This is a genomic window from Brachybacterium sp. p3-SID1565 (genome assembly GCF_025143785.1).
Taxonomy (GTDB): Bacteria; Actinomycetota; Actinomycetes; order Actinomycetales; family Dermabacteraceae; genus Brachybacterium; species Brachybacterium epidermidis.
Window position 1 is genome coordinate 1 of record NZ_JAMBDS010000029.1, and the last position, 21,251, is coordinate 21,251.

19 protein-coding genes and 1 rRNA gene are annotated in these 21,251 nt (G+C 72.7%); 14 read left to right on the plus strand and 6 right to left on the minus strand.

Annotated elements, in window-relative coordinates:
- Positions 1–44: 44 nt before the first annotated feature.
- Positions 45–161, plus strand: a 5S ribosomal RNA gene (gene rrf / locus M4D54_RS08265).
- A gap of 172 nt (positions 162–333) precedes the next feature.
- On the opposite strand, the gene M4D54_RS08270 is transcribed toward rrf, so the two are convergent.
- Positions 334–990: a PP2C family serine/threonine-protein phosphatase gene (locus tag M4D54_RS08270; protein WP_193866172.1), complete on the minus strand. Its 657-nt coding sequence runs from the start codon at positions 988–990 to the stop codon at positions 334–336.
- Positions 991–1,377: 387 nt separating this feature from the next.
- On the opposite strand from M4D54_RS08270, the gene M4D54_RS08275 reads away from it, so the two are divergent.
- The 12 genes from M4D54_RS08275 to M4D54_RS08330 all read left to right on the plus strand — a co-directional run bounded on the left by M4D54_RS08275 (position 1,378) and on the right by M4D54_RS08330 (position 16,072).
- Positions 1,378–2,970: a hypothetical protein gene (locus M4D54_RS08275; RefSeq protein WP_259890950.1), complete on the plus strand. Its 1,593-nt coding sequence runs from the start codon at positions 1,378–1,380 to the stop codon at positions 2,968–2,970.
- Positions 2,967–3,983: an HAD-IIA family hydrolase gene (locus M4D54_RS08280; RefSeq protein WP_193866173.1), complete on the plus strand. Its 1,017-nt coding sequence runs from the start codon at positions 2,967–2,969 to the stop codon at positions 3,981–3,983. Before M4D54_RS08275 ends, M4D54_RS08280 begins: the two co-directional genes overlap by 4 nt.
- Positions 3,980–4,831, plus strand: a complete 852-nt coding sequence (locus M4D54_RS08285) for a TlyA family RNA methyltransferase (protein ID WP_193866174.1) — start codon at positions 3,980–3,982, stop codon at positions 4,829–4,831. The genes M4D54_RS08280 and M4D54_RS08285 overlap by 4 nt, the downstream gene beginning before the upstream one ends.
- Positions 4,831–5,781, plus strand: a complete 951-nt coding sequence (locus tag M4D54_RS08290) for an NAD kinase (RefSeq protein WP_193866175.1) — start codon at positions 4,831–4,833, stop codon at positions 5,779–5,781. Before M4D54_RS08285 ends, M4D54_RS08290 begins: the two co-directional genes overlap by 1 nt.
- 14 nt (positions 5,782–5,795) lie before the next feature.
- Complete coding sequence (recN, locus tag M4D54_RS08295) at positions 5,796–7,520, plus strand: DNA repair protein RecN (RefSeq protein WP_193866176.1); 1,725 nt, start codon at positions 5,796–5,798, stop codon at positions 7,518–7,520.
- The gene (gene steA, locus M4D54_RS08300) at positions 7,517–8,698 is read left to right on the plus strand and encodes a putative cytokinetic ring protein SteA (protein WP_193866177.1); all 1,182 of its coding nucleotides are present in this window, start codon (positions 7,517–7,519) and stop codon (positions 8,696–8,698) included. The genes recN and steA overlap by 4 nt, the downstream gene beginning before the upstream one ends.
- 14 nt (positions 8,699–8,712) lie before the next feature.
- On the plus strand, positions 8,713–9,801 hold the full coding sequence (locus M4D54_RS08305) for a copper transporter (RefSeq protein ID WP_193866178.1): 1,089 nt from the start codon (positions 8,713–8,715) through the stop codon (positions 9,799–9,801).
- Positions 9,798–10,643, plus strand: coding sequence for a hypothetical protein (locus tag M4D54_RS08310; protein ID WP_193866179.1), 846 nt, complete (start codon positions 9,798–9,800; stop codon positions 10,641–10,643). The genes M4D54_RS08305 and M4D54_RS08310 overlap by 4 nt, the downstream gene beginning before the upstream one ends.
- A complete protein-coding gene (gene murJ, locus M4D54_RS08315) occupies positions 10,640–12,403 on the plus strand; it encodes a murein biosynthesis integral membrane protein MurJ (protein WP_193866180.1) in 1,764 nt (587 codons plus the stop codon). Before M4D54_RS08310 ends, murJ begins: the two co-directional genes overlap by 4 nt.
- Positions 12,400–13,521 carry a glycosyltransferase gene (locus tag M4D54_RS08320; RefSeq protein ID WP_193866181.1) on the plus strand — a complete coding sequence of 374 codons (1,122 nt, stop codon included), beginning with the start codon at positions 12,400–12,402 and terminating at the stop codon, positions 13,519–13,521. The genes murJ and M4D54_RS08320 overlap by 4 nt, the downstream gene beginning before the upstream one ends.
- A 146-nt stretch (positions 13,522–13,667) precedes the next feature.
- Entirely contained in the window at positions 13,668–15,395 is a 1,728-nt protein-coding gene (locus tag M4D54_RS08325; protein ID WP_259890957.1) for a CTP synthase, read from the plus strand.
- A complete protein-coding gene (locus tag M4D54_RS08330; RefSeq protein ID WP_193866182.1) occupies positions 15,392–16,072 on the plus strand; it encodes an NUDIX hydrolase in 681 nt (226 codons plus the stop codon). The genes M4D54_RS08325 and M4D54_RS08330 overlap by 4 nt, the downstream gene beginning before the upstream one ends.
- Here M4D54_RS08330 and M4D54_RS08335 read toward each other — a convergent pair.
- From M4D54_RS08335 to M4D54_RS08350, 4 genes are all read right to left on the minus strand, one after another.
- Positions 16,050–17,282, minus strand: coding sequence for an HRDC domain-containing protein (locus M4D54_RS08335; RefSeq protein WP_259890951.1), 1,233 nt, complete (start codon positions 17,280–17,282; stop codon positions 16,050–16,052). The genes M4D54_RS08330 and M4D54_RS08335 overlap by 23 nt on opposite strands.
- On the minus strand, positions 17,279–17,905 hold the full coding sequence (locus M4D54_RS08340) for a DUF3000 domain-containing protein (protein WP_193866183.1): 627 nt from the start codon (positions 17,903–17,905) through the stop codon (positions 17,279–17,281). Before M4D54_RS08340 ends, M4D54_RS08335 begins: the two co-directional genes overlap by 4 nt.
- An 89-nt stretch (positions 17,906–17,994) precedes the next feature.
- Positions 17,995–18,420: a peptide-methionine (R)-S-oxide reductase MsrB gene (gene msrB, locus M4D54_RS08345; protein ID WP_193866184.1), complete on the minus strand. Its 426-nt coding sequence runs from the start codon at positions 18,418–18,420 to the stop codon at positions 17,995–17,997.
- Between the two features lies 1 nt (position 18,421).
- A complete protein-coding gene (locus M4D54_RS08350; RefSeq protein ID WP_193866185.1) occupies positions 18,422–18,973 on the minus strand; it encodes a hypothetical protein in 552 nt (183 codons plus the stop codon).
- 64 nt (positions 18,974–19,037) lie between these two features.
- On the opposite strand from M4D54_RS08350, the gene M4D54_RS08355 reads away from it, so the two are divergent.
- A complete protein-coding gene (locus M4D54_RS08355; protein WP_193866186.1) occupies positions 19,038–20,405 on the plus strand; it encodes a S9 family peptidase in 1,368 nt (455 codons plus the stop codon).
- 16 nt (positions 20,406–20,421) lie between these two features.
- On the opposite strand, the gene M4D54_RS08360 is transcribed toward M4D54_RS08355, so the two are convergent.
- Positions 20,422–21,183, minus strand: coding sequence for a dihydrofolate reductase family protein (locus tag M4D54_RS08360; RefSeq protein ID WP_228019569.1), 762 nt, complete (start codon positions 21,181–21,183; stop codon positions 20,422–20,424).
- Between the last annotated feature and the right edge of the window lie 68 nt (positions 21,184–21,251).

Sequence of the window (21,251 nt, forward strand, 5' to 3'; positions counted from 1 at the left end):
GTCCCTGTGTTGGGGGTGTGGGGGCTGGTTGGGTCTCGTCGTGTTACGGCGGTCATAGCGTCGAGGAAACGCCCGGTTCCATTCCGAACCCGGAAGCTAAGCTCGATTGCGCCGATGGTACTGCACTCGGGAGGGTGTGGGAGAGTAGGTCGCCGCCGGACATCTTCATTCGGGAAGGGATGAAGGGGTTGTAGCATCACTGGTGATGAGTGTGTGCTCCTCCTTCATCCCTTCCCCTTTTTCATGCCCTGTGACGAGCCGGTGCGCCGAGAGCCTTCGAGCGCATCCATTCGGCGGGTCGTACCGGTCGTACCGAGCACTGCTGTCCCGTTGTCACAGGCCGCTGTCTGCGACGGCGACCGCGATGTTGTCAGGGCCTCCCGCAACGAGGGCCGCGTTGACCAGATGCTCGCATGCATCGACAGGGGCAGCTGCGCTCTGGACGATCCTGACGATCTCCGCCGGCCGTACCGGACCATGTATGCCGTCCGAAAGCAGCACCAGACGCGCATCGCTGGTCACCGTGCGGACGATGTAGTCCGCCTCGGTGGGCGCGCCTGCCGCCAGCGCACGGTTCAAGGTCGCACGCTCCGGATGGGACGTCGCTTCCTCCGATGTGAGTCGCCCTTCTGCGACCAACGACTGCACATGGGTGTGATCGCTGGTCACCGCTTCCCAGCGCTTTCCCTGGTGGTGCAGTGCACAGGTGTCCCCGATGTGCATCACGTGGATCCGGGCACCGTCGATCAGCGCGGCCGTGAGTGTCGATCCGCCGAGGCCGTCGACCTGGTCGGTGGCAGCGCCCCACGCTGCCTCGAAAGCGCGGTCCACCGATCCCGGGTCGGCGTTCTCGCTCAGCCGGGCTGCGAGCTCGTCCTCGAACGCCACCAAGTTACGGGTGCTGAGGGTGGGGGCGGCCGGGTTCGGGTCGGTGGTGAAACCATCGGCCGCGGCGATGAGGTGGCGGCCTCCGGGCAGAGCGGATGTCATGCCGGGTTCTCCTTCGTGGGGGTACCCGAAAGCTGCGATGAATGCGCTGAGGCCACCGGGACCGGTCCAGCCCTGCCTCTCCCGATGTCGTTCACGACCCGCGGGCCATGCGGAGCCCGAGCTCGCCACCACGGCGCTGAAGCGGCCAGAGGCGGGAGCCACGTCGATCCCGTGCCGTCCCTCGATGCTCACCCGTCCGTGCAGGGACGGGCACATCGACCGGGTGCCGGGACCGTGGCTATCGCCGGAAGCTGATGATCCGCTGTGCACCGGCCCACAGCAGGCCGTGAGTGCAGTCACGCGACGGGGGGTTACCGGCGGGTTAATGCCGGGGGGTCGCCTAAAGTTGACGATCGATACCACCCATAGAGACGACGGATGTGCGACGTGGCTGAGAACAGCAAGAGCGAGAGTGGCCAGGGCGGCGGCGGGGACCGCCGTGCGCAGGGCCGATCCGCTGCGCGCTCCGTCGATCGTTCCCGCTCCCAGCAGGGCGGACAGCAGCGTGGCGACCGCAAGCGGTACGGGGAGCGGACATCGTCCGCCGACCGCGCGCAGGGCGAACGCAGGCAGTACGGCGAGCGCAAGCAGTACGGCGAACGGCGCCAGGGGGGCGGGCCCGGTGACTGGACCCCGCGATCAGCCCGTGAGGACCGCCCGCGCTCCGTGGGCGAGCATCCCGGGGCGGCCCGCCACCGCGACTATCAGCCCACCGAGAGGTCGCGACCGCGTCGGGACGGGGGGCAGCAACGCTCCGATCGTCGGTACGAGGGCAGGCCGCCGCGACGTGAGGGCGGAGGGGGTCCTCACCCCGAGCGTCGGGATGATCGGGCGCGGGGCTGGGGCCGGGACGACCGCCGCCGGGACGACCGTCGACGTGAGGACCGTGGCCGGGATGACCGTCGACGCGAGGACCGTGGCCGGGATGACCGTCGACGTGAGGACCGCGGCCGGGATGACCGCCGTCGTGAGGACCGCGGCCGGGATGACCGCCGTCGTGAGGACCGTGGCCGGGATGACCGCCGTCGTGAGGACCATCGCTCGGAGCGTGATCCTCGCTCCTACCGTCCCGGTGAGGAGGAGCGCTCCAACCGCCCCTTCGAGCCTTGGATCCCCGAGGGGATCACCGGCAAGGAGCTCGATGTCGACGCTCTCGACGAACTGCGCGGCCTGAGCCGCGAGACCGCGGAGAGGGTCGCCAAGCACCTGGTCGCCGCCTTCGCCCTCGAGGAGGAGGACCCCGAGACCTCGCAGGCTCACGCCAAGTTCGCCGCCCGCATCGGCGGGCGCATCGGCGTGGTGCGCGAGACCTACGGGATCCTGGCCTACCGGGCCGGGGACTACCGCACAGCCGTGCGTGAGCTGCGTACCGCACTGCGCATCACCGGGCGCTGTGACGTGCTTCCTCTGATCGCGGACTCCGAGCGCGGGCTGGGGCGGCCGGAGCGCGCGCTGGACATCGCTGCCTCCGAGGACGCCTCCGGGATGGGGGCGGATGCCGCCATCGAGCTGATGATCGTGGTGGCCGGCGCCTACGCCGACACCGGTGACATCCAGACCGCGCTACGCACTCTCGAGATCCCCGCTCTGCGGCACAAGGTCGACGGGCGCTGGCAGGTGCGTCTGTGGGTCGCCTACGCCGACCTGCTTGAACGTGCAGATCGCGCCGATGAGGCCCGTCGATGGCTGACCCTGGCCGCTGATACCGACACCGATGGCCTCACCGATGCTGCTGAGCGGCTGGGGCGACCCGCTCCGGAGCCTGCCGCCGAACCGTCGTGGGAGGACGATGAGGAGATCCTCGTCGTCGACGCGTTCGAGGAGGAGCAGGAGCCCGAGACCCCCGAGGTCGGCGAACCGTCGGACGGCGTCGAGACCCCCGAGGTCGGCGAACCATCGGACGGCGCCGGGGAGACCGCTCAGTCCGAGGAGCGCGTCCTGGCGCCCACCCCGGACTCCTTGGGGGAGGAGCTGCGGTGATCCGCCGCCCTGAGCCATCGCTGCTCGACCTGCACGACGCCCTGCTGCTGGACCTCGATGGCACGCTGATGCACGGCACCCAGCCCATCGTCCACGCGGCCGAGGCCGTCGCGACGGCACGCGCACGCGGACTGCGCCTGGTGTTCGCCACCAACAACGCGTCCCGCACACCGCAGCAGGCCGCCCAGCACCTGGCGACCGTGGGCGTGGCTGCCGATCCGGAGGAGTTCATCACCTCGCCCCAGGTGGCGGCGCGACTGCTCGCCGAGCGCCTCGAGCCCGGCTCCACGGTCCTGGTGGTGGGTGGGCCCAGCCTGGCGCATGAGATCCGCGAGGTCGGTCTTGACCCGGTGACCGAGGACTCCGATCAGGTCGTGGCCGTGGTCCAGGGCTGGGCACCCGACCTGGACTGGTCGCGACTGGCCGAGGGCGCCTACGCGATCCGGCACGGCGCGAGCTGGATGGCCACCAATGTCGATGCGACCCTGCCCACGGAGCGCGGCCTCGCCCCCGGCAACGGGTCCATGGTGGCTGCTCTGCGGCACGCCACCGGTGCTGAGCCCGATGTGGCGGGCAAGCCCGAGCCCGGCATGTTCACCGTGGCCGCCACCGACATCGGCTCCCGCCGCCCGCTGGTGATCGGTGATCGCCTGGACACCGACATCGAGGGGGCGAACCGCGCCGGGATGGACTCGTTGCTGGTGCTGACCGGTGTGGACGGCATCGAGACCGCGCTGCGCGCCGACCCCGTGCGCCGTCCCACCCACATCCTTCCGGACCTCTCCCACCTGGGGGATCCCTGTCCCCTCCCGGTGGTCACCGGCTCCTGCGCGCGCTGCGGCGCCGTGAGCGCGACCTGGGAGGACGGTGACATCGTCCTGGACGGCGAACTGCAGGACCCGCGCATCCTGCGGGCGGCAATGGCCCTGCTGCGCCGTCACGCGGCCGAGGAGCCGTGGACCGGACGCCTGCGAGGTCGCGGGGACGAGCTGATCGAGGCCGCGGCCACGTGAGCCCGCCCCGGCTCGACGTCGCACTGGCGGCGGCTGGGCTCGCCCGCTCACGCACCCACGCCCAGCGGATCATCGACGAGGGCCGCGCACGCATCGACGGCCGCGTCGCCACCCGAGCCAGCGCGCCCGTTCCCGAGGGGGCCCAGCTGGCGGTGGTGGACGTCCCCGACGGGATCGAGTACGCCTCCCGTGCCGCCCACAAGCTGCAGGGGGCCCTCGAGCAGCTCGACCTGCCGGTGCCCGGGACGCACTGCCTGGACGCCGGGGCATCCACGGGTGGCTTCACCGATGTGCTGCTGCGCCACGGCGCCGCCTCCGTGATCGCCGTGGACATCGGTCACGCCCAGCTGGCCGCGCACCTGCGCGAGGACCCCCGCGTGACCGTGCGCGACGGCACCAGCGTGCGCGACCTCGATCCTGAGCTGATCGGCGGCACGGTGGATCTGCTGGTAGCCGACCTCTCCTTCATCTCCCTGCGCACCGTGATGGCGCCGCTGGCCTGCGTGGTGCGCACCGGGGGAGACCTGCTGCTGATGGTCAAGCCCCAGTTCGAGGTGGGGCGCCAGGCGCTTCCCCGCAGCGGCGTGGTCACCGACCCCGCCCAGCGTGTGCGCGCTGTGACCGAGGTGGCACGGACCGCGGCCCGAGAGGGACTGCTGCTGACCGGTGTCGGGGCCAGCACCTTGCCAGGGCAGGACGGCAATCGTGAGTACTTCCTCCACCTGCGGCCCACCGGCCACGCCGCCGAGCTCTCGGACCGCGCCTGTGACATGATCGGTTCCGTCCTGAACGAGCGCCACGCGCCCGGTCCGAGCCGACAGATCACCGAGGGGGAGGGCAGAGCATGATGAGGCGGTTCCTCCTGTACGTCCACACGGGACGCCGCGCTGCCCTGGACGCCATGCTCGCCGTGCTGGAGGAGCTGGCGGACCGCCAGGTCGAAGCGGTGCTGATGGCCGATCAGGTCGCGGAGATCCGCGCCCTGCCCGCCGAGGACGTCCCCGACGGGCTCCTGCAGGCGCTGGACCCACAGCGGGTCGACGCCCGGGGCGTCATCGAGGCCGGGGACCGCGTCGAGCTGGGCATCGTGCTGGGGGGCGACGGCACCATCCTGCGCGCCCTGGAGACCGTGCGTGATGCCGACATCCCCGTCCACGGCGTGAACCTGGGGCATGTGGGCTTCCTCGCCGAGAGCGAGGTCGAGGGCCTCTCCGCGACCGTGTCGCGGCTGCTGGAGGGCGAGTACGAGATCGAGAGCCGCAGCGCCCTGCACATCACGGTGCTCGATCACGACGACCAGGTGGTGGCCCAGCACTGGGCGATGAACGAGGCGTCGCTGGAGAAGGCCGACCGCCAGCGGATGGTGTACGTCGCGATCGAGATCGACGGCCGCCCCGTCTCCTCCTTCGGATGCGACGGCGTGCTGCTGTCCACCCCCACCGGCTCCACCGCCTATGCCTTCAGCGCAGGCGGCCCCGTGATCTGGCCCGAGGTGGACGCCATGCTGCTGGTGCCGCTCGCCGCCCACGCCCTGTTCTCCCGGCCCCTGGTGCTGGGGCGCTCCTCCGTGGCCGCGGTGGAGATGACGATGGACAACCGGGACGAGGGCGTGCTGACACTGGACGGCCGCCGCACCGTGGACCTCACCCGCGGGATGCGCGTCGAGGCCCGCCTCTCCCCGGACTCGGTGCGTCTGGTGCGGATGTCCTCCACCCCGTTCGCCGACCGTCTGGTGGAGAAGTTCCAGCTGCCCGTGGTCGGGTGGCGCGGTCGCAGCCGCGGCACCCATCCGCGCTGAGCGGGGCCGCCCCCATGCTCTCCACCCTGCGCATCCGCTCCATAGGCGTGATCGAGGACGCCACCCTCGAGTTCGGTCCCGGCTTCACCGCCCTGACGGGTGAGACCGGTGCCGGCAAGACCATGGTGGTCACCGGGTTGACGATGCTGCTGGGCGCACGTCTGGACCGCGGTCGCACCGGCACTGCCGCCACCGTGGACGGCACCCTCACCCTGGCCGGGCACGACGGCCTCGCCCAGGCGATCGACGAGCTGGGCGCCGAGGAGGAGGACGGCGAGGTGCTGGTGGTGCGCCGGGTGACCCGCGAAGGCCGCTCCCGCGCCCACATCGGCGGCGTCCCGGTCCCGATCGGGACGCTCGCCGCCCTGGTCGGCACTGCGGTGACCGTGCACGGGCAGTCCGACCAGCAGCGCCTGCGGGAGCCCGACGCCCAGCGCGAGGCCCTGGATCGCTTCGCGCAGCACGAGGTGGCCGGCCTGCTGGAGCAGCATCAGCAGCTGTGGGACCGGCGCGAACAGCTGCGGGCGCGCATCGAGGAGCTCGACCACCTGCTGCGGCGTCGCGACCTGGAGGGCGCGCGCCTGCGCGAGGCACTGGAGCGTCTCGAGAGCGTCGATCCCGTCCCCGGGGAGGACCAGGCGCTGCGTGAGGAGCTGGAGCGGCTGGGCAACGCCGAGCAGCTGCGCACCGATGCCGACCAGGCCGCGACCGCACTGGTGGGGGACGACGGCCCGGCCGCCGCCGCGCTGCTGGACATCGCGGCCGAGGCGGTGCATCGCGCAGCCCGCACCGATCCCCAGCTCGTCCCGCTGGGGGAGCGGATAGAGGCCGCACGCCTGGAGCTGTCGGACCTCGCGGCGGAGCTGTCGCGGTACGCCGACGGCATCGACGCCTCGCCGGGCAGGCTCGATGCGGCCAACGAGCGCCTGCACGAGCTCACCACCCTGGTCCGCGACCTGGGCCCCGTGCTGCCCGGGCCGGACGGCCCCGCCGAGGACGTCACCGACCTGCTGGAGAGCTCCCGGGGCGCCGCCGAGGCCCTGGACCGCTACGACGGCGCCGAGGAGGAGCGGGAGCAGGCCTGCGCGCAGCTGGACTCCCTGGAGCAGGAGCTGGACGGCGCCGCCACCGCCCTGACCGAGGCCCGTGCACGGGCCGCTGAGGAACTCTCCGGTGCGGTGCAGGAGGAGCTGCGGCACCTGGAGATGCCCGATGCCGCCATCACCGTGGAGGTGGGCTCCCAGCCCCATCGCCGCCACGGGCGGGACGCCATCGCGATCCTCCTGGCCCCCCACCCGGGAGCCGATCACCTGCCCGTCGCCCAGGCGGCCTCCGGCGGCGAGCTCAGCCGCGTGATGCTGGCCCTCGAGGTGGCGCTGGCCTCCCACCGCAAGGACCGCAGCGCTGCCCCGGTGTTCGTGTTCGATGAGATCGACGCCGGCATCGGCGGGCGGGCAGCCCTCGCCGTGGGCCAGCGCCTGGCCCGGCTCGCCCGCCACGCCCAGGTCATCGTGGTCACCCATCTGCCGCAGGTCGCCGCGCACGCCGGCACCCACCTGCGCATCGAGAAGACCAGCACCGACGGCTCCACCAGTTCCCGCATCGACGCCCTCGACGGCGAAGAGCGCATCCGCGAGCTCTCCCGCATGCTCGCCGGTGACGACCACTCCGATGTCGCCCTCGCCCACGCCCGAGAACTGCTGGAGGAGGCCACAGCCGTGGGGGAGGGCCGGCCGTGAGCATCGTCGAGCAGCCCCTGGTCGCCGGCACCGCCAGGTTGGGCAAGCGCACCAAGGACCTCACCAAGCGCCTGGGGCCCGGGGACGTCGCGGTGATCGACCACGAGGACATCGACCGGGTCGCCGCCGAGGCCCTGGTGGAGCGGCGCCCCGCCGCGGTGCTCAACGCCGCCGCGTCCACCTCCGGCCGGTACCCCAATGCCGGCCCACGCATCCTGGTCGATGCCGGCATCCCGCTGATCGACGGGCTCGGGCAGGCGGTGTTCGAGCAGCTGCACGAGGGCCAGGAGATCACCCTGCGCGGCTCCGCCGTGCTGGCAGGGGACACGCTGATCGCCGAGGGCACCGTGCAGGACGGGGTCACGGTGGCCGCCGCCCAGGAGGCCGCCCGTGAGGGGCTCTCCGAGCAGCTGGAGATGTTCGCGCAGAACACCATGGAGTACATGCTGCGTGAGCGGGACCTGCTGCTGGACGGGATCGGCGCCCCCGAGGTGCGCACCGTCATGGCCGGACGGCCGGTGCTGATCGTGGTGCGCGGCTACCACTACAAGGAGGACCTGCTCACGCTGCGTCCCTTCCTGCGGGAGTCCCGCCCCGTGATCATCGGGGTGGACGGCGGTGCCGATGCCGTGATGGAGGCCGGGTTCCGTCCCGACATGATCATCGGCGACATGGACTCCGTCTCCGACCGGGCCCTGGCCAGCGGTGCCGAGCTCGTGGTCCACGCCTATCGGGACGGACGCGCCCCCGGCATGGCCCGCCTGGAGGAGCTCGGGGTCGGGAAGGGAGCTGTGCTGTTCCCCGCCTCCGGCACCAGTGAGGACATCGCCATGCTGCTGGCGGACGAGAAGGGCGCCGCGGTGATCGTGGCCGTGGGCACCCACGGGACGCTCGAGGAGTTCCTGGACAAGGGACGCGCCGGCATGAGCTCCACGTTCCTGACCCGCCTGCGGATTGGCTCGAAGCTGGTGGACGCCAAAGGGGTCTCGCGGCTGTACCGGCAGCGGATCTCCAACTTCCAGCTGGTGCTGCTGGCGGTGGCCGGACTGCTGGCCCTGACCGTCGCACTGTGGGCCACCCCGGGCGGGCAGGCCCTGATGCAGATCCTCGGTGCCCGTCTCGATGGCATGCTGTCCTGGTTCACCACCCTGTTCGCGCCCCGCCTCCCCGGCGGGTAGGAGGGATCCGCTCCGTGATCGATTTCCGATACCACCTGGTCTCCCTGATCTCGGTGTTCCTGGCGCTGGCCGTCGGCATCGTGCTGGGCGCCGGTCCGCTGCGCGAGAGCCTGGGCGCCCAGCTCGCCGGACAGGTGGAGCAGCTGCGCACCGAGCAGGACGACCTGCGCGCCGAGGCCGAGGACCTGCGCACCCAGAACGACCAGCTGGCAGGGTTCATCAACGAGATCGGGCCGGAGCTGGTGGCCGGGACCCTCGAGGACAACGACGTGGTGGTCATCAGTGACCACAACTCCACGCGCCAGGCAGTGCAGCACCTCACCAGCCTGCTGGAGCACGCCGGCGCCCGCTCCGTACCCCGGATCTCCCTGCAGCCGGCCCTGTGGGATCCCGCGGCCGAGCAGCGCCGCTCCGACGCCGTGGACTCCGTGGCCGGCATCGCCCCGGTGCTGCTGGATCGCGGCCTGGAGGACGACGAGCAGGTACCCGCCCTGATCGTCACCCTGCTCACCCAGGACTCCTCCGCCGAGGTCACCCCGGAGCTGCGCTCGCAGGTGTGGCAGGTCCTGATCGACAACCAGCTGGTCACAGTCGACGGGGACATCCCCCCGCGGGCCTCGGCGGTGGTGTACGCGGCCGCGGAGCCGTCCCAGTTCACCGTGGACAGCGACGACGATCCGACGGCAGCCGAACGGGCCCAGCAGCTGCTGACCGTGCAGTCCCGACTGCTGGCCACCCTGGCGCAGACGCGAACGCCGACCGTGCTGTCCGTGGCCACCCCGCACAACGACGGCACCGTGGGCATCCTGCGCAGCGTCCGCGGGGACAGCACCTTCTCCGAGCTGTCCACCACCGATCGGCTGCAGTCCGCCGACGGGCCGGTCCTGGCGGTGCTCGCCCTGATCGAGCAGGTGCGTGGAGGGGCAGGGGACTACGGCACCACCGCCGACGCCGATGCCCGGGTGCCGGGCCTGCCGGAGGCCACCCTGATCGACGAGCAGATCGAGGAGACCACCGGGACCGAGGGCACCGGTGCCGGCCCAGGGGACACCGACCCCGGCTCGCGGGAGCCCGCGCCCTCGGACGGAGGGGGAGCGGAGTGAACTGGCCCGCGCTGCGCAGCGAGCTGCGCCGCACCAACTACGCCGGGCGCCCCGTCACCCTCGCTGAGGGCGCTGCGGTGTCCGCACTGCTCGCCACGGGCACAGCGCTCGCCGGCAGCAGGCGAGACGCCCTCGTGCTGGGGGCGGTGGGAGCGCTGGGCCTGGCCGACGACCTGCTCGAACCGCGCCAGCGCCGCGCGGGACGACCGGTGGCCAAGGGACTGCGCGGCCATCTCGGCGCCCTGTGCAGCGGGCGACTCACCACCGGGGGCGCCAAGGCCCTCGGCATCCCGGCCCTGGCCCTGCTGGGCGCGGCAGCGGCACCCCGTCCACGACACGGCGCTATGGTGGCGGCCGACGCGATCCTGGTGGCCGGCTGCGCCAACCTGGCGAACCTGCTGGACCTGCGCCCGGGGCGCGCGCTCAAGGCGGTGATCCCCGCTGCCGCCGCACTCGCGGTCCCATCGGCATCGGCACCGGCCCGTGGTAGGAGGGACGCGGGGCAGGGGCATCCCTGCGGCGACCGCGACGCCAGCGGGCGGGCACTCGCGATCGCCGCCCTGGTGCCGGCTGCAGCTGCACTGCTGCCGGACCTGCGGGAGCACGGCATGCTCGGGGACGCCGGAGCCAACGCCCTCGGGGCCGCTGTCGGCCTCGCCGCCACCCGCCGTGCCCCGCGGCCGGTGCGACTCGGCCTGACCGGCCTGGTGGTGGCCCTCACCCTCGCCAGCGAGCGCGTGAGCTTCAGCGCTGTGATCGATCGCATCCCGGCGCTGAGAGCCGTGGACAGCTGGGGCCGACGGCACACACCCAGCGGGTCGGCAGAGGACCCTGACGCATGAGCGGCACCGAGCAGTCCCCCGCCACGGATCCCTCGCCCCTGGGCGGCACCGCCCGCGCCGTCCTGCGCGGCGCAGGGATCATCCTGGTCATCACCGTGGTGGCGCGGATCGCGGGCTTCGTGAGGTACCTGGTGTTCGGTGCCAGCGTGGGCGCCGGGGACGTCGGCACCGCCTACTCCACCGCCAACCTCCTCCCCAACGTCCTGTTCGAGGTGGTGGCCGGGGGCGCCCTGGCCGCTGTGGTCGTGCCCCTGGTCGCCGGTCTGGTCCCCGAACGGCAGGACCGCGACGGCCAGCAGCTGCCCGTGCACGGCACGGAGACCCCCACCCCGGGTGCCGCCGACGTGGCCGATGGGCGCGATCGCGCCGACCGCATCATCTCCGCCCTGCTCACCTGGACCCTGCTGATCACCGCAGCCCTGGCCGCCGTCGTGATCGTGCTCGCACAGCCGCTGACCGAACTGCTGCTGGGCAGCGAGGACATGGCCGGCCCGGGCATCGACCTGGGTGCTCGCCTGCTGCGCATCTTCGCCCTGCAGCTGCCTCTGTACGGCATCGCCGTGATCCTGGGCGCCTACCTGCAGGCGCGCAAGCGGTTCGTGTGGCCCGCACTGATGCCGCTGCTGTCCTCACTGCTGGTGATGGCCTCCTACCGCGTGTACGCCGCGATGGTGCCGCCGGTGGCGACCGCTTCGACGATCGATCCGCCTGCCGTGGGATGGCTCGGCTGGGGCACCACCGCCGGCGTGGCCGTCATGGGGCTCCCGGTGCTGATCGCCTCCCTGCACGCAGGCCTGCGGCTGCGTCCGACGCTGCGGATGCCCGCCGGGGTGGGCCGCCAGGCCCTGGCCCTGGGCGCCGCCGGGATCGGTGCCGTGGGAGCTCAGCAGGCCGTGCTGGGCCTGGTGCTGCTGCTGGCCATGGGCGCCGGAGGCACCGGCACCCTGCCCGTGTTCCAGTACGCCCAGGCCGTGTACCTGCTGCCCTTCGCCGTGCTGGTGGTGCCGCTGACCACCGCGGTGTTCCCCCATCTGGCCGAACTGCGGCTGGTGGGCGACCCGGTGGCCTTTGCCCGGGTGTCCTCCGCCTCCGTGCGCACGGTGATCCTGGTGGCGGTCGCAGGTTCGGCCATGCTGATCGCCGGGGCACCCGCCGTGGAGCAGTTCTTCCGGCTGGTCGACCGCTCCGGCGCGGCCGGCGTGGGCTCCACCTCTGCGGCGCTGGCCCTGGGACTGGCCGGCTACGCCGTGACCACCCAGTGCACGAGGGTGCTCTCGGCAGCGCTCCGCGCGCGGGATGCGCTGCTGGTGGGGTCCGTGGGCTGGGGAGCGGCAGCCGTGCTGATCCTGGTGGTCACCCTGCCCAGCCCGGGGCGCTCAGCAGCCGAGGCCGCCACCGCCTTCGGCATCTGCATCGCCATCGGGATGTCGCTGTCGGCCCTGGTGGGGCTGGGGCGGATCGCAGACGTGGTCGACCCCGGGGGAGACGCCCACCTGCTGCGGCGCACCTCCCTGATGGGCCCCGTGGCGCTGATCGCCGGAGCCGTCCCCGGCCTGCTGCTCGCCAAATGGCTGGTCACCTCCACCACCGGCATCACCGGATCCGTGCTGGCCGGCATCGGCGCGGGACTGCTCGCCGCGGTGCTCAGCGGTGCGGTGCTGGCAGTGACCGATCTGCCGCTGCTGCACCGCCTGCCCTCCATGCTGCGCAGGGGACGACAGCAGGCGCCAGCCCCGGCGCGCGGGAGCACCGCGTCATGACGGCGACCGACGGGGCCGCGGCCGGGAAGCGAGGGCCTGGAGGAGACCTCGCAGTGCTCCTGGTGCGCCCCCTCGCCACCGGGGGCCTGGCCGCGCACGTCGACCATGAGCTGCGCCTGCTGCGAGCCGCGGGACTCACGGTGCACGAATCCACCGTGCAGATCCCCGCGCGACCGCACCCCGCCACGGATCTGCGGACCGTGCGCACACTGAGGCGCGAGGCCCGCGCCCACCGCCCCGATGCAGTGCACGCCCATGGGCTGCGAGCCGGCGCACTGGCCGCCCTGGCACTGCCCGGCAGAGGGCGCCTGGTGGTCACCCTGCACAACCGCACCCTGGGCTCACGTGGAGTGCGTCTGATCGGAAGGGCCCTGCTGCGGATCATCGCGCGCCGGGCGGACACGATCCTGTGCGTCTCCCCGGATCTGCTCGAGGACGCCCGAGCCGCCGGTGCCGCGGACGTGAGGTACGCGGTGGTGCCGGCCCCGGAACACCCCGCCGCAGGCGAAGGGGACCCCGACCCCGTAGCCGGGGCACTACCGGTGTCTGAGGAGACACCAGTCCTGCCCGAGGCCGATCCTGCCCGCCTCGATGTGCTGGTGCTCGCGAGGCTGGCCCCGCAGAAGGGGCTGGACACTGTGCTCGATGCCGCCGCACTGCTGACCTCAGGGAGGGCAGGGGGCGCGGTCCGCATCCGCATCGCCGGTGAGGGACCGCTGCGGGCGCCGCTGGAGTCCCGGATCCGCCAGGAGCGCCTCCCGGTCGAACTGCTGGGCCATCGCTCGGACGTGCCCGCTCTGCTGGCGGCCGCGGACCTGGTGGTCTCGGCGGCGGTGTGGGAAGGACAGCCCGTGGCGCTGCAGGAAGCCCTGCGGGCAGGCCGCGCGATCGTGGCGACCGACGCCGGCGGGACCCGCTGGGTCACCGGTGATGCCGCCCAGCTGGTGCCCGTCGGTGACGCCGCCGCTCTGGCAGCTGCGGTGCAGCGGCACCGGGATCCCCGGGTGCGGCACGCCGCCGAACAGGCATCCCGGCTGCGCGCAGCCCAGCTGCCCACCGAGCAGGACCTGAAGCGCCAGCTGGTGGATGTGCTCGCGGGAGCGGACCGGCCGGGGTAGGGTGAGAGTCCGTGGCAGATACCAGCGCGAGCACTGAGCGGCCGAACATCCAGGCCCCCGGCACCGATCCCCGCGACACCCCTCCTGTCGAGGGCACCACGGATCCCCTGAGCGGTGTCCCGCCCACCACGGGCCCCATCCCGGGCATCGGCGGCGGCCCCTCCAGCAAGCCCTTCCGCAACCCCGGCACCACCCGCCACATCTTCGTCACCGGCGGCGTGGTCTCCAGCCTCGGCAAGGGGTTGACGGCCTCCAGCCTGGGCATGCTGCTGCGCTCGCGCGGGCTCCGGGTGACCATGCAGAAGCTGGATCCGTACCTCAACGTGGACCCCGGCACCATGAACCCCTTCCAGCACGGCGAGGTGTTCGTCACCGAGGACGGTGCCGAGACCGACCTGGACATCGGTCACTACGAGCGGTTCCTGGACGAGGACCTCACCGCCGATGCCAACGTGACCACCGGCCAGGTGTACGCCGGCGTCATCGCCAAGGAGCGCCGCGGCGAGTACCTGGGCGACACCGTGCAGGTGATCCCCCACATCACCAACGCCATCAAGGAGTCCATGCGCTCCCAGGCCGCCGAGGACGTCGATGTGGTGATCACGGAGATCGGCGGCACCGTGGGGGACATCGAGTCCCAGCCCTTCCTGGAGGCGGCCCGCCAGGTGCGCCAGGACCTGGGCCGAGACGACGTGTTCTTCGTGCACGTGTCCCTGGTGCCGTTCATCGGTCCGTCCCAGGAGCTCAAGACCAAGCCCACCCAGCACTCGGTCGCCGCGCTGCGCTCCATCGGCATCCAGCCCGACGCGATCGTGCTGCGCGCCGACCGCGAGCTGCCCGCCTCCATCAAGGCCAAGATCGCCTCGATGTGCGATGTGGACATCGACGCGGTGGTCACCTGCCCCGATGCGCCCTCCATCTACGACATCCCCCGGGTCCTGCACTCCGAGGGACTGGACGCCTACGCCATCCGGAGGCTGGACCTGCTCAGCCACGACGCCGACTGGAGCGTGTGGAACCAGCTGCTGCAGCGTGTCCACCAGCCGACCCACGAGGTCACCGTGGGCCTGGTGGGCAAGTACATCGATCTGCCCGACGCCTACCTGTCCGTCACCGAGGCGCTGCGGGCCGGCGGCTTCCACCACAGCGCCAAGGTCACGATCCGCTGGATCGAGTCCGACACCTGCACCACCGCCGAGGGTGCCCAGGAGCAGCTGCGGGACGTGGACGCGATCGTGGTGCCCGGCGGCTTCGGGGTGCGCGGTGTGGACGGGAAGGTGGGCGCTCTGCGCCACGCCCGCGAGCGGGGGCTGCCGGCCCTGGGCATCTGCCTGGGCATGCAGTGCATGGTGATCGAGCACGCGCGCAACCAGCTGGGCTGGGCCGATGCGCAGTCCACCGAGTTCGATCCGGCCACCGAGCATCCGGTGATCGCCACCATGACCGAGCAGGTGGGCATCGTGGCGGGTGAGGGTGACCTGGGCGGCACCATGCGCCTGGGTGCCTACGACCATCAGCTGGCCGAAGGCTCCCTGGCCGCCCAGGTGTACGGCACCACCCGGGTCTCCGAGCGCCACCGCCACCGCTACGAGGTCAACAACGCCTACCGGGATCAGCTCCAGGAATCCGGCCTGCGGATCTCCGGCACCTCCGAGGTGGCCGAGGGGCGCACCCTGGTGGAGTTCGTGGAGCTGCCCACCGAACAGCACCCGTACTACATCGGCACCCAGGCCCACCCCGAGATGAAGTCGCGGCCCACCCGCGCCCACCCCCTGTTCGCCGGGCTGATCGGCGCCGCCCTGGACGCCCAGCGCGCGACCCGCCTGCTCGAGGTGGAGCCCGCACCCTCGACCCCCGCCGAGGAGATCGCATGAGCGCCGAAGATGCACAGCGGGAGCGAACAGTGCCGCAGCAGCTGCGGGACGAGCCCGATCCCCGCCAGCTCGCCCACCGCGAGGTTCTGCACCGCGGCATGGTGTGGGACCTGGTGCGCGACACCGTGGACTTCGCCCCCGGGGTGCGGTTCGACCGCGAGTACGTGTGGCACACCGGCGCGGTCGCCGTGCTCGCCGTGGACGGGCAGGACCGCGTCCTGCTGATCCGCCAGTACCGCCACCCGGTGGGGCACTCGCTGTGGGAGATCCCCGCCGGTCTGCTCGACCTCGACGGGGAGCCCCCCCACGTGGCGGCGGCCCGTGAGCTCACCGAGGAGACCGGTTACGAGGCCGGGCAGCTGCACACCCTGGTGGACCTGCGCCCCAGTCCCGGCGGGAACGACGAGGTGATCCGCGTCTACCTCGCCACCGAGGTGCGGGAGACCCAGGACGACTTCGAGCGCACCGATGAGGAGGCCGAGCTGGTCACCCGCTGGGTCCCGCTCAGCGAAGCCGTGGCCGCCGTGCTCGAGGGCCGCATCACCAACGGGACGACGGTCAGTGCGCTGCTCGCCCTGCAGTCCGTGCGCACCTCCCAGGATCGGCAGGGCGCGGATCCGCTGGGCCGGCTGCGCCCGGCCGAGGCGCCCTTCCTCACGCGACCGGGTCGGGACTGACCGGCACCGACCGCAGCGCTTCCACCAGGACCGGAGCGGTGAGCTCCGCCTGCCAGGGGCGAGCGCCCAGCGCGGTCAGCTGGTCCATCACCTCGGACTGCGAGCCTGCCTGCTCGTTCTCGAACACCCATTGCCGCAGCGCCGCCGGCTGCAGCAGGTTCTCGGGGGGGACCTGCACCCGCTCGGACAGGGCGGCGACGTGCTCGCGTGCCGCCCGGTAGCGCTCCCAGGCCTCCGGGTGCTTCTTGGACCACAGCTTGTGCGGCGGGGGATAGCTGGGCTCGTTGCGCTGGGGCAGATGGGCGGCCGGCAGTTCCAGGCCCGAGCGCGCCGCCTGCCACCAGGTGTCCTTCTTCCGCAGCCGGGCCGGCAGGGCCCTGGTGAAGCTGTCGGGCCCGCGGGGGGCCTCCTTGGCAGCGGCCACGATCTCGCGATCGCGGATTACCCGGTGCGGGGAGAGGTCCTCCCGCTGGGCGATCGCATCGCGTCGCTCCCACATGGCCCGTGCGGCTGCCAGCTGCCGGGGGGAGCGCAGAGCGCCCAGCCCGTGCATTGCGCGCCAGCGGCCCTGCCGGGAGGCGGGCTGCTCGCGGGTGCGCTCGTGCTCGAACTCCTGCCGGGCCCACTCGTCCTTGCCTGCCTCGCGCAGCCGCCCGGCCAGGATGTCCCGCACCTCCAGCAGCACCTCCACGTCCAGGGCCGCGTAGGTGAGCCAGCTCTCCGGCAGGGGCCGCTTGGACCAGTCCGCGGCGGAGTGCTCCTTGGCCAGGGCGAGGGACAGGGTGTCCTCCACCACGGCGGAGAGCCCCACCCGCTCCATGCCCAGCAGCCTGGCGGCCAGCTCGGTGTCGAACAGGCGCCGGGGGTGGAGTCCCAGCTCTGCCAGGCTGGGCAGATCCTGGCCAGCGGCATGCAGCACCCATTCCCGCTCACCCATCAGGGCCTGCAGGGTGGGCGGCACCGTGAAGGCGATCGGGTCGATCAGGGCGGTGCCCGCGCTGCGCGAGCGCAGCTGGATCAGATAGGCCCGATTGGAGTACCGGTAGCTGGAGGCCCGTTCGGCGTCCACCGCGATCGGGTCGTCGTCCCCGGCGGCCCGCTCGCACCAGGCCAGAAGCGGCTGGATGCGGTCGATCACCGGGACCAGGCCCTCGCGAGGACTGGTCAGCGGGGTGGCGGTGGTGCTGTGCTCGGGCTGGACCTCGCTCACCGCGGGTCCTCGCAGTCGTGCGGGGCGCGGGCCCGATGGGAGGGCACCAGCGGCGCCACCCTGGGCGGTGCCGGAGGAAGCCCGCCGGCGGCAGCGAGCATGGCCGCCCAGGCGGCGAAGTGCGGCGCCAGGTCCACGCAGCCGTCCTCGGTGCTCCCGCATTCCGGGGTCCAGGAGATCCGCATCTCCACATCCACCGTGGAGGGACGGTCCGCGAGGGCCCCGTAGGACTGGGAGACCACACGGGTGGCGGTGCAGCCCAGCTCCCGCGCCGAGGCGTCGTGCAGCTCGAGCGACTCGGTCACCCACGACCAGGCGACATCGCCCAGCATCGACTCCACCGCGAACTCCGGCTCCAGGCGTGCCTGCACCAGCACCACCATGCGCCAGGTGCCGTCCCAGGACTCCTGGCCCGCGGGGTCGTGCAGGATCACCAGGCGACCACTGGCCAGCTCCTCGTCCTCCATCACGATCTCCGCGGTGGCGGCCCAGGTGGAGGGCGCCATCCTGGAGGGAGCGGGGATCTCCCGCCACTCCACTTCTGGGCGCAGCGGGGCTGCGGTCATGGCGGAGACGGCGGCGCGAAACGTGTCGTCGCCGGAGCGGATTCGATGGACGGACACCCTGGGAGCGTATCGGCGCACCCTGCGCTGCCCGGGCAGGCGCGCCGGAAAGGCCCGGTGCGCCAGGTCAGCGGCCGGCCATGGGCCCGTCAGCCGTCCGTGTGCCGCAGGCTGATGGAGTTGATGCAGTAGCGCTGGTCGGTGGGCGTGGGGAAGCCCTCGCCCTCGAACACGTGGCCCAGGTGGGAGCCGCAGTTCGCGCAGCGCACCTCGATGCGGTGCATGCCCAGGGAGGTGTCCTCCAGCAGCTCGACCGCCTCGGAGTCGGTGGGGGCGTAGAACGCGGGCCACCCGCAGTGGGCGTCGAACTGGGTATCGGCGGTGAACAGCTCCGCTCCGCAGGCGCGGCAGGCGTAGGTGCCGGCGGGCCGCACCTCCTCGTACTCCCCGGTGAAGGGTCGCTCGGTGCCGCCCTGTCGCAGCACCTGGTACTCCTCGGGGCTGAGCTTCGCGCGCCACTCCTGCTCGTTGAGCGTGATCGGGTAGGGGCGGGAGCCGATGGGGTCGTGGGACATGTCAGGAGGTTCCGATCTGTGGGGAGCCGGGGTACAGGTGCAGCACGGTCGCGCTGAGGTGGTCCTCCAGGCGGTGCGCCCAGTCCTGGGCGAATGTCTCCTCCAGCAGCTGCGGATCGCTGAAGACGACCACCGTCTGGGTCTCGCAGCCCTCGGCGAGATGCGCGGAGACCACCTCGAGAGGGGCCTCGGCCGCGGTCCGACCCTCGACCGCACAGCCCGCGGCGGTGAACGCCTTGGACACCGAGGCCAGGACCTCCTCGGCGGTCGGCCGCTGGGATGACTCGGGATGCACCCGCTCGGCGACGGCGTCCCAGGCGCCCTGCAGGTCCAGCAGGCCCAGGCGGTCGATCACCTCGACCATCATGGGGCGGGTGAGCCGCGCGGGGATCACCACGTTGACGCTGAGCGCGCCCGGCGTCCCGACGTCACCGGGGGCGGGTGCGTCGACGGCGGGCTCCGAGCCGGGACCCAGGCCCAGGTACTCCAGGGCCCGCATGGCATCCGCAGGTGCGATCGGCACCTCGGAGAGGACCACGAACGAACTGCTCATGCCATCGATCCTATGCCTCCTGCTCCCGGCCTCCCACTCCCGGCATCCCACTACAGTGGGAACCATGCCCCTCCCGTGGTCAGGCCCACACTCCCGTGCGCTCCCGCTGCCGCTCCGCCGCGCCCAGGAACCGGTCGCAGAGCAGGACCGCTGGGGCGGGACCCTGCTGGTCGGCGGCATGATGGCCGCCGGCATGTTCACCCTCAGCGGCGGTCTGCTCACCCTGGGAGCACGGATCATGGCCAGGCTGCCGCTGGTGCCGCAGCAGAGCATCCGTCAGCGCCGGGCCATCCCCGTGCGCGCCGTCCACGCCGACCGCGTGCACCTGGACGCCGTCGGGGAGGCCACCCGCGACGGCTACCTGGCCCTGCGGCAGGCCGGAGGTGCCGCGCACGTGCGCCTGGGCCCGGTGACCTCCCGTCCCACCCCCACCACGGTCGCCCGGCCCCTGCTGGCCTCGGACGGCGAGGAGCCCCTGCGGGCCGATCCCGCCTCCGTCAACGGCTTCTACTGGTCCGGCTCCCCGCGCACCGCCCACGGATTCCCCACCGAGGAGGTGGAGGTCGACTCGCCGGTGGGGCGCATGCCCGCCTGGCTGGTGCGGCCGGACTCCGCGCGGGCCGGTCGGGCAGCGGGAGGGCCACCGGAGCCGGAGACCTGGGCGATCCTCGTCCACGGCCACGGCGCCACGCGCGGCGAGACGCTGCGCCTGCTGCCGCTGCTGCGCACCCTGGGCCTGACCAGCCTGGCGATCACCTACCGCAACGACACCGGTGCCCCGCCCTCCGCGGACCGCATGCACCACCTGGGCAGCGACGAATGGGAGGATGCCGAGGCCGCGGTCGAGTACGCCCTGGCGCACGGAGCGCAGCGGATCGTGCTGGTGGGCTGGTCGATGGGCGGGGGCATCGCGCTGCGCACGTCCGTGCGCTCTGCGCACCGCGAGCGGATCGCCACCCTGGTGCTGGACTCCCCGGCGGTGGACTGGCACGACATCCTCGGGTACCACGCCGCTTCGGTGCGAGCACCGATCCCGATGCGCCGCCTGGCCATGTGGATGATCACCTCACCGATAGGGGCGCGCGCCGTGCGCCTGCGTGAGCCCCTCGCGCTGCACGAGATGCGGCCCGAGTACTACGGGGAGAACCTCACCCACCCCACCCTGCTGCTGCACGCCATGGACGACGCGACCGTACCGCCCGGCCCCAGCCGCACCCTTGCGTCCATGAGGCCCGACCTCGTGCAGTTCGTCCCCGTCGAGGGCGCCTCCCACACCCGGGAGTGGAACCTCGACCCGGCGCGGTACGAGCGGATCGTGGCGCGCCACCTGGCGCGCACCCTCGAGCTCCAGGTGGACGTCGACACCCTCGAACTGCCGGTGCGGGACCCCGCGGCCCCGCCCCTGCCGGGCTCCACCGGTGAGAGGGTGTGAGAGCACCGGGGAGGGCTCAGGTCGCCCGTCGGTAGCGCGTGAGCGTCGCTGCGGTGCCCACCAGCAGCGATTCGAGCAGCCAGTGCTGCTCATGGGCGGGACCGTCGATCACCCGCGGGGAGGGCCCGCCCACGGTGCGGTGGCTGACGGAGAAGCACAGCTCGTCCAGCAGGCCCCGTGAGGCGAGCCGCCCCAGTGCGCTGGGCCCTCCCTCCGCCTGGATCCCGCGGAAGCCGCGCGCGACCAGGGCTGCCAGCGCCTCGCGCTCATCGGCCACGGCGATCACGTGCTCCGGGGGCATGCCGGAGCGCTCCTGCACCTGCTCCCTGCGGGAGGGCGGGCACAGCAGGTAGGTGGGCCAGTCCGCCTCGATGGTGGCGGGCAGGTCACCGCTGGTGGTCCAGATGGCCAGGGCCGGTCGTGGCGCTCCCGCGGGACGCAGCGAGGGCTCCAGCAGGTCCGAGCGGCCCCGGGGGCGCCGGTAGTCCTCGCAGCGCACGGTCTGCGAGCCCACCACCACCACGTCGGCCAGGGCCCGCAGCACCCCGAACAGGAACGAGTCGTCCGGATTGCGCAGCGATCCGCTGGTGCCGTCGGCCCCGGCGACCGCTCCGTCCACGGTGGTGTTCATCATCGCCCGCACCGTGACCCGGTCGGCGGGCACGGCGTACAGCTCGGCCAGCAGCGCGGCACCGGCCGCATCCTGCGGCACGGGGCGGGGCTCGGGCATCGGCGCACCCTCGCGCCACAGCAGGTGCAGGGGGGAGTCAGTGGGCATGCGCACACCCTACGAGCTTCCTGCGGGACTACCACCCGGCCGCGCCGCCGGCGCACCTACACTGGCCC